We start from the raw sequence: 12,349 nt of genomic DNA, 5'->3' as shown, positions 1-12,349 counted from the left end.
CCCCGCCGGGCCCCTGCCGAGCGAGCCCCGGGCCGGCCAGTTGCCGGACCCGGCCCAGTTCGTCGGCATCCACGGCCGGGTCTCGGAAATCATCGCCCGGGGCCGCCAGCAGCCGGTCAGGGTAAATTTTTCCAGCGCCCGCAGCGCCCCCGAACTGTATCCGGGCGAGGCCCTGCGCCTGGCGGCGGCCCGGGCCCTGCGGCGCCATCCCGACCTGCTGGTCAGCGCCCCGCCGCCCAACGGCTGTCCCGACTTCCTGCAGGTGCTGGCCCGGCGTGCCCTGGACGCGGGCATGAACCTGGGGGCGGAGGAGATCGTCGTCACCCAGGGCTGCATGGAGGCCCTCAACCTGGCCCTGCGGGCCGTGACCCAGCCCGGCGACACGGTGGCGGTGGAATCTCCCACCTTCTACGGGCTGCTGCAGGTACTGGAAACCCTGGGCCTGAAGGCCCTGGAAATTCCCACCAGCCCCCAGACCGGCCTGTCCCTGGAAGCCCTGGAGCTGGCCTGCGACCATTACGGCCCCATCGCCGCCCTGGTGGTGGTGCCCCACCTGCAGAACCCCCTCGGCTGCACCATGCCCGAGGCCCACAAGGCGCGGCTGGTAAGTCTCTGTGCCGCACGGGGCATTGCCCTGATCGAGGACGACACCTACAGCCCCCTGGGGGAAGACGATACGGTGCTGCCGGCCCTCAAGCATTGGGACCGGCAGGGCGGCGTCATCCACTGCGCCTCCCTGCACAAAGTGCTGGCACCGGGGCTGCGCCTGGGCTGGATCAGCGCCGGCCGCTGGCAGGCCCGGGTGGAGATGCTGAAATACGCCCAGAGCCGGCAGAACGAGGCCCTGGGGCAACTGGTAGCCGCCGATTTCATGGGTTCCAGCGCCTACGACCGCCACCTGCGACGCCTGCGGGCGGCCCTCGGCAGCCAGCGCCGGCGCACCACGGAGGCGGTGCTTGAGTATTTTCCCGCCGGCACCCTGGCGGCCCGGCCCCAGGGCGGGCTGGCCCTGTGGGTGCAGCTGCCGCCGGGCGTCTCGTCCCGGAAGGTTTTTGAACGGGCCCTGGGCGAAGGCATTTTCATTGCGCCGGGGCTGATGTTCTCCAACTCCAACCGCTTCGACGGCTATCTCCGCCTCAACTGCGGCGCCCCCTATACCCCGGCCATCGACGCCGCCCTGCGCCGCCTCGGAGCCATCGTCGGCGAGCTGGCCTAGGCCAGCATCCGCTCGTAGGCCGCCAGGGCTGCCGCCAGCTTGCCCTTCGGCTGATAGGTGTCGCCCAGGCCGAACTCCTGCTGCAGGGAGGACTGGTTGTCGGCGATATAGGTGATGGCCCGGCTCAGGTTGTCCAGCTGGCGATCGAAGAAGTTGTTGGAGGAGGTCAGCAGCTCGGCCGATTTGACGAAGTTGCCGCTGAACTGCTGCACCGCCGCCACCACCCCTTCCCGGTTCTGCTGCAGGGCACGGCTCAGGGCGGCCTCGTCCAGCACCGCCTGCTTGGTCACCGGGTCGATGCTCAAGCCCAGATCAGGCATACCCCGCAGTCCCAGGTCGGCGCCATTGAAGGGATTCTCCACGCTCTGCTCCAGCTCGTAGCCGGCCACCTGGGCCGCCTGGGTGTCGGCCAGGATGCCGCCCTGCTGCATGTCTTCGTCGAAGCCGGTGCGCCAGGCGTTGTAGTCGCTGACGAACTGCGCCAGCTTCTGGCGGATGGCGTCGTCGCTGCTGCCGGCATCGACGCTTCCCAGGGCAGTGCCCGCGGCGGCCATCGTCTCCAGGGATGTCTGCATCTGGCTCAGCTCGGCGAACTGGCCCTTGTAGAGCACGTTCCGGTAGTTGATCTCGCTCATCATGCGATAGGCCGACTCCGGGTTGAACAGGGCCTCGTTGCGTCCGGTGGGCGAAAGCCCCTGGACACCGCTGCTGCCGGCGGCAGACTCGACCGCGGCAGCGCCGCCCTTGAGGCTGGCAAGCAGGGCGCCGAAGCCCTCGCTGCTGCCGGTCTTGCCGCCGCCGGTCAGTTCGGCCAGGCTCTGGGCCTTGAATGTGGCGATGCGCAGGGCCAGATCCCGGCCCGCATCCGATGTTCCGTCGATCGACATATGACCTCCTTCGGGGAAAAGACCCCCGTTGATCCTGTGCCTAGTATTGCAAAAAGCAGGCCCGTTTTCCGGCCGATTCCCGGCATTGCCCGGAGAGCCAATAGGGACGCCATCTCCGGCACGGTGCCGGGGAAGCCCGGTATTTCCTGGTCACCAGCGGCGGCAAGAAGTGCCGCCGCCCGGCAAGGCAGCCGAAGGGGCCGCCCTCCATGCTGCACAGCAAAACTTTTTGTCACATGCCAGCGTTATCATGGCTGCATGGGCTCGGGAGGCACCATCGGGCGAGCCCCGCGAATCACCATGACAATAACCGGAGAAACTGGATGAATGCACTGAACGGCTACAACATCGAAGACCTGCAACCCGGCATGAGCGCCAGCACCGCCAAGACCGTGACCGAAGCGGACATCGTCCTCTTCGCCGGCATCACCATGGACACCAATGCGGTGCACATGAACGAGGAATTCGCCAAGACCACCATGTTCGGCGGACGCATTGCCCACGGCATGCTGTCCGTCGGTTTCATCTCCGCCGTGCTCGGCACCCGCCTGCCCGGCCCCGGCAGCATCTACCTGGGCCAGACCCTGAAGTTCAAGGCGCCGGTGCGCCCCGGCGACACCGTCACCGCCACGGTCACGGTCAAGGAAGTCCTGGTGGAGAAAAAGCGGGTGGTGCTGGACACCGTCTGCACCGTCGGCGGCAAGCCGGTGATCGAGGGCGAAGCCACCCTGATGTGCACTTCCAGCAAGGGCTGACGGCAGTTTTTCTGCCATGAAAAAAGGGGCGCCGCGGCGCCCCTTCTGTTTTGCTCCCGGCTAGGCCGGGTACGGGTTCAGGCCTCAGCCTTCCCGCGGCGCGCGGCGCTTGGCCGGCGGCTTGTTGCCGCCGAAACCGCCGGCGCCACCGGGCTTCTTGTTGCCGAAACCGGGCTTGCTGAAGCCGCCCTTGCCGCCGGGAGCCGCACCGCGGGGAGCGCGGTTGCCGTCCACATCGCCGCCCCACTTGCGACGGGGCGGAGCGATCACCTCGGATTCGCCGTCGAGACGGTGGATCAGCAGGGGACACTGCTTGATCTCCACCTCCTTGAGCAGCATCAGGGCATCCTTGGGCAGGCTGTCCGGCAGTTCCACGGTGGAGTACTCGTCGAACAGGGCAATGTGGCCGATGTAGCGGCTCTGGATATCGGCTTCGTTGGCGATGCAGCCGACGATGTCCTTGGGCGTGGCGCCCTGGTTGCGGCCCACCTCGATGCGGTAGCGCACCATGTTGCCGACGTTGCCCAGATCCCGGCCCTTGCCCTTCTTGGCGTCGCTCCGCTCGGGGCGCTCACCCCGCTCCGGACGCTCTTTGCGTTCGAAACGCTCGCCCCGTTCGGGACGCTCGAAACGTTCCTTGCGCTCGGGGCGGCCCTCGGCCGAATCGGCCTCGAAGCTGCGCACTTCCTTTTCCGGCATCAGCAGGGGGCGGGACTTCTGCACCAGGAAAGCCAGGGCGGCGGCCACTTCGTGGGCGCCCACATTGGCCTCTTCCTCGATCTGGGTCACCACCTCTTCAAAGAAGGACAGCTCGCCGGCCTCCAGGGTCTTGATGACCTGCTGCTTGAACTGGGCGACGCGGCGGTCGGCCACGTCCTGCTTGGTCGGCAGACGCAGGGGGGAGATGTTCTGGCGCGTCACCTTTTCGATGGTGCGCAGCATGCGCATTTCCCGGGGGGAAACGAAGAGGATGGCGGTGCCGGTACGGCCGGCGCGGCCGGTGCGACCGATACGGTGCACATAGGCTTCGACGTCGTAGGGAATGTCGTAGTTGATGACGTGGCTGACACGGGGCACGTCGATGCCGCGGGCGGCCACGTCGGTGGCGATGACGATGTCCAGGCCGCCGCTCTTCAGCTGCTCGATGACACGCTCGCGGCTGGCCTGGTTCATGTCCCCGTTGAGGGCGGCAGCGGCGTAGCCCCGGGCTTCCAGCTTCTGGGCCAGTTCTTCGGTGGCGGTCTTGGTGCGCACGAAGATGATGGCGGCGTCCAGGCTGTCTTCCACTTCCATGATGCGGGTCAGGGCATCCAGCTTGTGCAGGCCGGAAACCTGCCAGTAGCGCTGCTGGATAGCGGAGACGGTGCTGGTGGCGGACTTGATCTTCACTTCCTGGGGATCGCGCAGGTACTTCTGGGCGACACGGCGGATCTGCTCCGGCATGGTGGCGGAGAACAGGGCGGTCTGGCGCTCGGCGGGGATGTGCTCGAGGATCCACTCGACGTCGTCGATGAAGCCCATGCGCAGCATTTCGTCGGCCTCGTCCAGCACCAGGGTCTTCAGGCGGGACAGGTCCAGGCTCTTGCGCTCCAGGTGGTCCATGACCCGGCCCGGGGTGCCGATGATGACGTGAGCGCCGCGCTGCAGCTGCTTCAGCTGGATGCCCAGGCTCTGGCCGCCGTAAATGGGCAGCACGTGGAAACCGGGCAGGTGCTTGGCGTACTTCTGACAGGCCTCGGCCACCTGAATAGCCAGCTCGCGGGTGGGGGCCAGGACCAGGGCCTGGGGGAAACGCTGGGTCACGTCCAGCTTCTGCAGCAGAGGCAGGGCGAAGGCGGCGGTCTTGCCGGTACCGGTCTGGGCCATGCCCAGCAGGTCCTTGCCTTCCATCAGCAGGGGAATGCATTCAGCCTGGATGGAGGACGGGGTTTCATAACCCACATCGGTCAGTGCCTGCAGAATGGGTTCGGAGAGGCCCAATTGGGCAAAGGTGTCGACAGAGGATGTCATGGAGCTTCCAGTAATGAGGTGGAGCCGCTCGAGGCAGCTCAGGTCAAGCGCAGGGAATCGCCAGCCAATTTGGGGTCATCATTGACCCGACCAAGCCCCGGAAAAGCCGAGGCGCCCACTTCCGCCGAACCCCGAAGACGGATGTCTCCGGCCCGACGGCCACAACCGCGAGGATCAAAGCGCCTTAACGCGCTTCCCGCTCTGCGGCATCAACCCGTTCCTGCCCCTGCCGACCCGCCTGTTCCAGCTGTCCCTGCAGCTTTTCCTGGGTCTCTTTGGCCTGCTGAACTTCCTGAGCCTTGGCGGCTCCGCCTGCTGCAGCCGTGGTGGCGGTGTCGGCCAGGCCACAGGCAGTCAGGGAAAGAAGAAGCGCGATGCAGACGATACGCAACATGGGGGCTTCCAACGGGAAGGGCGTACTGTACTCCTAAATATCGGAGATTACGAGCTTTTTCCCGGCAAACGCGGTGCCGGATGCCTATACTCGAAGTAGGGATTTCCCCCCGGCATGAACGCTAAGGAGAACGTCATGAGCTTCTTCGATGGCTCCATCGGCCGCTGCGAAGCGGTCCACGAAATGGTCCTGACCGATCAGACTCAACGGCAATGCGCCTTGGAGCACGGCTGCCCGCCGGGGAGAGTGTGTCCGCTGGATGGCTGCTTTGCCCAGGTTTCCGGTCTGGCAGAAAGCGACATGCCCGTGACCGGCGAAAAAACGGCCAAACGCTTTCGCCACTGATGCTGGCAGCCCCGTCCGCAGGGCGGGGAAGAGAAAGGATAGGCGGCGCTTCAGGCCGCCAGCGGAACGGGAGCGTAACCCACGTTGCGCATATGCACGGCCAGGGCCGTATCCATAGTGGCGGCATGGGTGGTGAACCAGTCCACCAGTTCCGCCACGGCCTTGCGCCCGATGGAAATGTCGCCCCGGCTGACGAAGCGGCGGATGCTCTGCAGGGTCTGCAGGACTCGCCGATGTTCATCCATATGGCAGTGGATGGGAAGAAAGTTGGAGGCCTCCATCCAGCGGTCTTCCTGCTCGAAATGATCCACGGTGTGGGCCAGGAACTGGTCGAAGCCATCCAGGAACTGGTCATCGGCAATTTCGGCTAGGCGGTTGATCCACTCCACGAACTCCTTGTGGGTGTGATCCATGGGAGCGCAGCCCAGGTCGTACTGGGGCAGCCAGGGCATCAGAGGCATCACTTAATCCATATAAAACGTACGGTTATTATCCATTTTGAAGTGCACCGCCATTTTGATGCACATTAAAAATTGCGGATATGCCATAAGCCGCACTTTTCCCTGGTGGGCGCTGCTGCCTGGATTAAACTGATACCAACAAACAAGAGGGGGAGACAAAGCATGAGCAACGTCAAGACGCTGAACCCGCTGATCCCGGACCCGGAAATTTTCCAGGATTTCGTGGATGCCCTGGGGGACCACATCCCCGCCATCGAAAGGGACATCGGCCGTTTGAAGAATGCCCCGGAGGACCGGGCCGTACTGGCCGATCTCTTCCGCGCCGTACACACCATAAAGGGCGACGCCGCCCTGTGCAAGCTGGACCTGGCGGTGCGCATCGCCCATCCCATCGAATCCATCCTCTCCCGCCTGCGGGAAGGACAGCTGCAGTTCTCCGACCTCATCGGCGAAGCCGTACTGCTGGCCCTGGACCGCCTGGAGCTGGCCATCGACGCCATTGGTGCCGGCCGCTCGGTGGAAAACCTGCGCCTGGACAAGCTGATCCAGGGCCTCGACGCCCTGGGCGGCTGCCAGCCGGCCGAAGTGGACCAGTACAGTGCCGAACTGATCGAGGCGGTCACCGGCTTCCAGCCCATCGCCAGCATCGGCACTGCGCCGCGGCAGGCCCGGCCGGTTCTGCGCAGCAACGAACATCTGGCCAACGACCTGCGCTTCTTCCGCAGCCTGGCCCAACAGTTCGAGAACCGCTCCCCCCTCTTCAAGGGCCGCAGCGCCAGGCTGCTGAAACTGGCCCTGGACACCAATGCGGAAGCAGGCAAGCCGGTGGACCCGGTGCAGCTGGCAGCCGCGGTCTACATGCACGACCTTGGCATGATGTTCGTCCCCGAATCGGTCTGGCTCAAGGTGGGCCGCATGACGGACGAGGAAAAGCAGCAACTGCGTCAGCATCCGCTGCAGGGGGCCGGCCTGCTGCAGCGCATGGAGGGCTGGGAGGAGGCTGCCCGCATGGTGGCGGAACACCACGAAATGCCCGACGGCGCCGGCTACCCCAAGGGCCTGGGGCAAAAGGACATCTGCGACGGGGCCAAGATCCTGGCCATTGTGGATGCCTTCGAGGCGGTCACCCTGAAACATGGCCAGCGGGGCCATACCCGCTCCGTGCTGCGGGCCATTGCCGAGGTCAACGCCTGCGACAAGCAGTTCGCCCCGGAATGGATCGCCCCCTTCAACGCCGTCATCCGGCGCCAGGTGGAAGCGGCCGACTAGACGGAGGCGGCCAGCCGGCGCAGGACGACGGACGCGGCCACCAGGCCGAAGCTGGCGGTCACGGTGACGGCGGAACCGAAGCCGGCGCAATTGAGGCCGGCTGCACTGCCACCGGCCGGTGCTGAACAGGCCGTATCGGGATAGCGCAGGGGCTCTTCCGAATAGACGGCGTCAATGCCGAACTTCTTTTTCGGGTCCTTGGGAAAGCCGTGGCTCTTACGCAACTGGCCCCGCACCTTGGCCAGCAGGGGGTCCTGGACGGTACGGGAGAGATCGGCAACCCGGATCATGGTCGGGTCCATCTGTCCGCCGGCCGCCCCGGCCGTCACCACCGGCCAGTCATGGCGCCGGCACCAGGCCAGCATGGCGGTTTTCGCCCGCACCCCGTCGATGGCATCCACCAGATAATCCACCGGCGGCAAGGCCCCGAGCAGGGCATCCAGGTTGTCGGGCTCGACGAAGTCGTCCACCAGGGTCAGCCGGCAGTCCGGATTGATCTGCCGCACCCGCCCGGCCATGGCTTCGATCTTCGCCTGGCCCAGGGTGGCCTCCAGGGCATGGATCTGCCGATTCAGATTGGATTCGGCCACATGGTCCAGATCGATCAGAGTCAGGGCCCCCACTCCGCTGCGTGCCAGGGCTTCCACGCTCCAGGAGCCAACGCCGCCGATACCGACCACGCACACATGGGCCGCCCGGAAGCGGGCCAGGGCCTGGGTTCCGTAGAGCCGGGCAACGCCACCGAAGCGGCGCTCGTAATCGGGGGAGGAGTCGATTTGGTTCATGGCGGGCGATGATACCCCAGGCCGCAGCTCCCTGGCTGCCCGGGGCCCGGGCTGCTACCATGGTTGCATCATGAGCCATGACAAGAAACTGCGTTCCCAAAAGGCAGGGCTGGAGCCCGGCAGCCTGGTCCATCTCGGCGAGGTGAAGACCAGCACGCCCACGCTGATGCTGCTCGAGTACGACAGCAACGGTCTGTACGAGCAGGAGTTGAGCAGCCGGGAGCAGATCGACGGGCTGGTCCGGCGCCCTGGCTGCACTCTCTGGCTCAATGTTTATGGCCTGCAGGACCCGGACCTGATGGCCGCCATCGGCAAACGTTTCGGCCTGCACCCCCTGGTGCTGGAAGACATCCTCAACACCGACCAGCGGCCCAAGGTCGACGACTACGAGGACTATCTCTACCTGGTGGCGCGCCTCTTCGATTACGTGCCCCACAGCCGCCAACTGGCCAGCGACCAGGTCAGCATCATCCTGGGCAAGGATTTTGTCCTCACTTTCCAGGAGCGGCCCTCCGGCACCTTTGACGCCCTGCGGGAGCGGCTGCGGGCCAATCGCAACCAAGTTCGCCGCCTCGGCGCCGACTATCTGGCCTATTCCCTGCTGGACTCCCTGGTGGATCGCTATTTCGCCCTGGTCGAGCAGGTGGGCGACCATGCCGAAATTCTGGAGACTTCCCTCATCAACCGGCGCCCCCGGCCGGGGGTGTTGCAGTCCATCCACCGGCACAAGCGGCAGATCACCACCCTGCGCCGTGCCATCTGGCCCCTGCGGGAGGTGCTCAACGTCCTGCTACGCAGCCATGACGGGTTCTTCCGGGCGGAAACGGTGCTCTACCTGCGCGACGTCTACGATCACACCGTCCATCTGATCGAGTCCCTGGAGGACCTGCGGGACCTGCTGACCGGCCTGCTGGACGTCTACCTCTCCGCAGTCAGCAACCGGGTGAACATGGAGGTCCGGGCACTCACCGTGGTGGCCACCATTTTCATGCCGGCTACCCTGATTGCCGGCGTCTTCGGCATGAACTTCCATGTCATGCCCTGGCTGGAACACCCCGATGGATTCTGGTTCGCCATGGGACTGATGGGCGCCATCGCCACCATCATGCTGGCGGCCTTCTGGCGACGGCGCCTGATCGGCTGAGCAACCGACTCCTAGCGGTTGTCCAGCCAGAAGGCCAGCCCCTGGGCATTAAGCTCGATATCCAGGGCAAAGATCTCCAGCAGTTGCGCTTCCGGCACGGTCCAGCCGTAGCGCTTCGCCTCTGCCAGCAGCAGGTCGTTGAGACCGGCCACCAGCTTTTCCTGGCGCACCTGACCGCCCCCTTCCACGGCTTCGACCAGCGCCACGTGGGCGTCCAGCAGGCGATGCAGGTCGGCCCCCAGGCGCTTGACGTCATGCACCCGGCTGAAATGGGTGAGGAACATGTAGGGCAGGTCAAAGGAAAGCAGCAGGTCGATGGAGGCATGCATGGCCGCCGGATCGAACTGGACCGGTGTCGTGGTGGGGAAGACGAACTGTTTCAGTTCGTCCCCAACCTGGAGGTCCAGTTCCCGGTAGGACAGGCCGAAGGTATCGCCGGTAAAGATGCCGCCCCCCTTGCGATCCACCAGCCCCAAATGATGCTTGGCATGGCCGGGCAAATCCAGGCACAGCAGCTCCCGATTACCCAACTGCAGGCAGGTTCCGTGGCCGGCCTCGATGATCCGTTCGGCGGGCACCGGGATCAGCTCCCCGTAGAAGTCCCGGGCCCGGGACTCCCCATAGACGGCCACCACGCCGGCCCAAAGCTTGGACGGCTCGGCCATGTGCCGTGCGCCCCGGGGGTGGACCACCAGACGGGCATTGTCGAAGGCCTGCATATACGCCCCGGCACCGCCCGCATGGTCCAGATGGATGTGGGTGAGAACCACGTAGTCCACGCAATCCGCCGTCAGCCCCAATGCCGCCAGGGCCGACTGGACGCGGGGCAGGGAAGCATTGTTGGCCGTATCCACGACCGCTACCCGTCCCTCATCCACGATGAGATGAATGGCCGCCAGATGGGGGCGGCCATAGCCGGATTCCAGGGCATATACACCCTGCTCATAGGGGATCAATCCCAGTTCGGTGTTGTTCATGGTCTCCATCATTCTTGTTGAGTGTGGGGTTATTGTAGCGGAGCACCGTACTGAGGCGTATTGCCACCCGAGCCACTCTGTGGGAGCCTCGCCTTATTCCTTTTTCAACGCTACGCACCGGCCAGCCATGAGTCATTTTTTTGCAGACGACGGAGAGAAGATCCACCTGCACGTTTCCGGCAACGGAACGCCGCCGATTGTGATGCTGCACGGGTGGACGTCCAGCCATCAGGAGTGGTTCCCCTTCCTGCAGGACCTCAACACCCACCATCGGGTGTGGCGTTGGGACGCCCGTGGTCATGGCGGCCACACCCTGAGCCAGCCGACTCTGCCGACCGTACAGCGCATGGCCAGGGATTTGCGTAATCTGCTGGAGACCTACGATTTGGAAGAGGTGGTGGCTGTCGGCCACTCCATGGGTGCCCTGACCCTGTGGCAGTACATCCGTGATTACGGCTGCGAGCGCCTGGGGAAGATTTGCCTGATCGACCAGTCACCTAAGCTGGTGACGGCCGCAGACTGGCCCCACGGTGTTTATGGGGATTTCGACGAGCATCGCTCCGGCGCCTTCATCAACGAACTGGAACAGGACTTTCCTGAAGCCGTGCTACGCCTGGGGGCCCTGGGTCTGAATCGGCGCGCCAGGGAAAAATACGAAGAGAATGCCAAGGGCTGGGCCAAGGCTCGGGAATGGTTAAGTCAGTTGCCCCCCAAACCCTTGATTGCCTGCTGGCAGAGTTTGACGGAAGCGGATTACCGGGATGTGCTGCAGCAGATCCACATTCCGGCTCTGCTGATTTACGGCGGCGAAAGTAACTTCTATCACAGCAGCACCGCGCACTATGTCGCGGCCCGCATACCCCGGGCCCTGCTGCACATCTACGAAGGTACGGACCACTCCCCCCACCAGTGGCAGAGGGAGCGTTTCGTCCGGGACCTGCGGACGTTTATCGGTGGTTAACCGAGCTTAACGACAGGCCAGCATCTCCACTTCGAATACCAGGGTTGCATTGGGGGGGATTACACCGCCGGCACCACGGGCTCCATAGCCCAGTTCCGGCGGAATGGTGAGCTTGCGGCTCCCGCCGATCTTCATTCCCTGCACCCCCTCATCCCAGCCGGCAATGACGTGGCGGGCCCCCAGCATGAACTCGAAAGGATCATTACGATCCTTGGAGGAATCAAACTTCTGGCCATCCGTCAGCCAACCGGTGTAATGCACGGTAACGATGTCGCCGGCCTTGGCTTCGACGCCGTCGCCCAGGACCAGTTCTTCAATGATCAGGCCGGAAGCAGTGGTGGTAGTACTCATGAAGTCTCCTGAAAGTTAGGGGAAAAAGGGGCTGCAATTATTGTTCAGACAGCGCTCAGGCGATCCGGAAAATCCCGCTTGAGTTGCTGCAGCTTCGGCGCAATCACCAGCTGGCAATAGGGTTGAGCGGCATTTCGCGCGTAATAGTCGCGATGATACGCTTCCGCCTGATGGAAAGGCCCCAGAGGCAGCAATTCCGTGACGATGGGGCTGGGCCGCCGGGCCTGAAGGTCAGCGATGAACTGCTTTGCCAGCGCTTCCTGCAGGGGACTGGCGAAGAATATGACCGAGCGGTACTGGGAGCCTATGTCATGCCCTTGTCGATTGACAGTGGTGGGGTCATGGCTACTGAAAAACACCTGTAGCAAGGCTTGAAAGCCAATTCGAGCTGGATCGAAGGTAATCCGTACAACCTCTGCATGACCCGTCGTTCCGGTGCATACGGCCTCATAATCCGGGGCCTCGGTGCGCCCACCGCTATAGCCCGGTTCTACGGACAGTACGCCATCAAGACGACGGAATACCGCTTCCAGACACCAGAAACAGCCTCCGCCCAGGGTCAGATGATCTACCTCAACATTGCCTAATGTCATGTTGGTTTCCATTGCGGGTGGATCGAAATGGACCATCAGGAGGTAAATAAATTCAATGCGAATGCTCCCCTTGCGACAGTTCAAGTCACCAGGAGGCCGTTTTTGATTGGGGGGAGATTTTGAGGGTACAAATAGAAACACCCCAGCCACGAGGTAGCTGGGGTGTTGTAAGGGGAGCCTGGCGGTGACCTACTTTCGCAC

The 12,349-nt window shown here is 64.1% G+C and carries 14 protein-coding genes; 6 read left to right on the top strand and 8 right to left on the bottom strand.

Annotated elements, in window-relative coordinates; translation table 11 throughout:
* On the top strand, window positions 1-1,216 hold a 1,216-nt coding region (locus AC1RTA_RS15645; RefSeq protein ID WP_492785254.1), incomplete at its 5' end, for an aminotransferase-like domain-containing protein.
* Here AC1RTA_RS15645 and AC1RTA_RS15640 read toward each other — a convergent pair.
* A complete protein-coding gene (locus tag AC1RTA_RS15640; RefSeq protein ID WP_492785253.1) occupies window positions 1,213-2,103 on the bottom strand; it encodes a hypothetical protein in 891 nt (296 codons plus the stop codon). The two genes, AC1RTA_RS15645 and AC1RTA_RS15640, sit on opposite strands and share 4 nt — an antisense overlap.
* 323 nt (window positions 2,104-2,426) lie before the next feature.
* Here AC1RTA_RS15640 and AC1RTA_RS15635 point away from each other — a divergent pair, with 323 nt between their 5' ends.
* Window positions 2,427-2,858: a MaoC family dehydratase gene (locus tag AC1RTA_RS15635; protein WP_014236448.1), complete on the top strand. Its 432-nt coding sequence runs from the start codon at window positions 2,427-2,429 to the stop codon at window positions 2,856-2,858.
* An 84-nt stretch (window positions 2,859-2,942) separates the two neighbouring features.
* Here AC1RTA_RS15635 and AC1RTA_RS15630 read toward each other — a convergent pair whose 3' ends face one another.
* On the bottom strand, window positions 2,943-4,868 hold the full coding sequence (locus tag AC1RTA_RS15630) for a DEAD/DEAH box helicase (RefSeq protein ID WP_492785252.1): 1,926 nt from the start codon (window positions 4,866-4,868) through the stop codon (window positions 2,943-2,945).
* A 184-nt stretch (window positions 4,869-5,052) separates the two neighbouring features.
* Window positions 5,053-5,262, bottom strand: coding sequence for a hypothetical protein (locus tag AC1RTA_RS15625; protein WP_014236446.1), 210 nt, complete (start codon window positions 5,260-5,262; stop codon window positions 5,053-5,055).
* Window positions 5,263-5,397: 135 nt separating this feature from the next.
* Between AC1RTA_RS15625 and AC1RTA_RS15620 the strand changes: the two genes are divergently transcribed.
* Window positions 5,398-5,607: a hypothetical protein gene (locus AC1RTA_RS15620; RefSeq protein WP_492785251.1), complete on the top strand. Its 210-nt coding sequence runs from the start codon at window positions 5,398-5,400 to the stop codon at window positions 5,605-5,607.
* A gap of 50 nt (window positions 5,608-5,657) precedes the next feature.
* Here the strand turns inward: AC1RTA_RS15620 and AC1RTA_RS15615 are convergent, their stop codons facing one another.
* Window positions 5,658-6,068 (bottom strand): hemerythrin domain-containing protein, encoded by a 411-nt coding sequence (locus AC1RTA_RS15615; protein ID WP_014236444.1) that lies wholly within the window; start codon window positions 6,066-6,068, stop codon window positions 5,658-5,660.
* Between the two features lie 162 nt (window positions 6,069-6,230).
* Between AC1RTA_RS15615 and AC1RTA_RS15610 the strand changes: the two genes are divergently transcribed.
* The gene (locus AC1RTA_RS15610; protein ID WP_492785250.1) at window positions 6,231-7,337 is read left to right on the top strand and encodes an HD-GYP domain-containing protein; all 1,107 of its coding nucleotides are present in this window, start codon (window positions 6,231-6,233) and stop codon (window positions 7,335-7,337) included.
* Here AC1RTA_RS15610 and tcdA read toward each other — a convergent pair.
* Entirely contained in the window at window positions 7,334-8,122 is a 789-nt protein-coding gene (gene tcdA / locus AC1RTA_RS15605; protein ID WP_492785249.1) for a tRNA cyclic N6-threonylcarbamoyladenosine(37) synthase TcdA, read from the bottom strand. The two genes, AC1RTA_RS15610 and tcdA, sit on opposite strands and share 4 nt — an antisense overlap.
* Before the next feature lie 70 nt (window positions 8,123-8,192).
* Between tcdA and corA the strand changes: the two genes are divergently transcribed.
* Window positions 8,193-9,266 carry a magnesium/cobalt transporter CorA gene (gene corA / locus AC1RTA_RS15600; RefSeq protein ID WP_492785248.1) on the top strand — a complete coding sequence of 358 codons (1,074 nt, stop codon included), beginning with the start codon at window positions 8,193-8,195 and terminating at the stop codon, window positions 9,264-9,266.
* Between the two features lie 11 nt (window positions 9,267-9,277).
* Here corA and AC1RTA_RS15595 read toward each other — a convergent pair whose 3' ends face one another.
* Complete coding sequence (locus tag AC1RTA_RS15595; RefSeq protein ID WP_492785247.1) at window positions 9,278-10,243, bottom strand: MBL fold metallo-hydrolase; 966 nt, start codon at window positions 10,241-10,243, stop codon at window positions 9,278-9,280.
* Here AC1RTA_RS15595 and AC1RTA_RS15590 point away from each other — a divergent pair.
* The gene (locus AC1RTA_RS15590) at window positions 10,242-11,204 is read left to right on the top strand and encodes an alpha/beta fold hydrolase (protein ID WP_492785246.1); all 963 of its coding nucleotides are present in this window, start codon (window positions 10,242-10,244) and stop codon (window positions 11,202-11,204) included. The two genes, AC1RTA_RS15595 and AC1RTA_RS15590, sit on opposite strands and share 2 nt — an antisense overlap.
* Before the next feature lie 6 nt (window positions 11,205-11,210).
* Here AC1RTA_RS15590 and AC1RTA_RS15585 read toward each other — a convergent pair whose 3' ends face one another.
* Both AC1RTA_RS15585 and msrA read right to left on the bottom strand, forming a co-directional pair.
* A complete protein-coding gene (locus AC1RTA_RS15585) occupies window positions 11,211-11,555 on the bottom strand; it encodes an FKBP-type peptidyl-prolyl cis-trans isomerase (protein WP_014236438.1) in 345 nt (114 codons plus the stop codon).
* 44 nt (window positions 11,556-11,599) lie between these two features.
* On the bottom strand, window positions 11,600-12,160 hold the full coding sequence (gene msrA / locus AC1RTA_RS15580) for a peptide-methionine (S)-S-oxide reductase MsrA (RefSeq protein ID WP_492785245.1): 561 nt from the start codon (window positions 12,158-12,160) through the stop codon (window positions 11,600-11,602).
* Window positions 12,161-12,349 lie beyond the last annotated feature (189 nt).

The sequence above is a fragment of the Azospira sp. MPR-E4 genome, from assembly GCF_058809645.1.
Note: the sequence above shows the minus strand (reverse complement) of the source record. Positions and strands in the feature narration are given on the sequence as shown.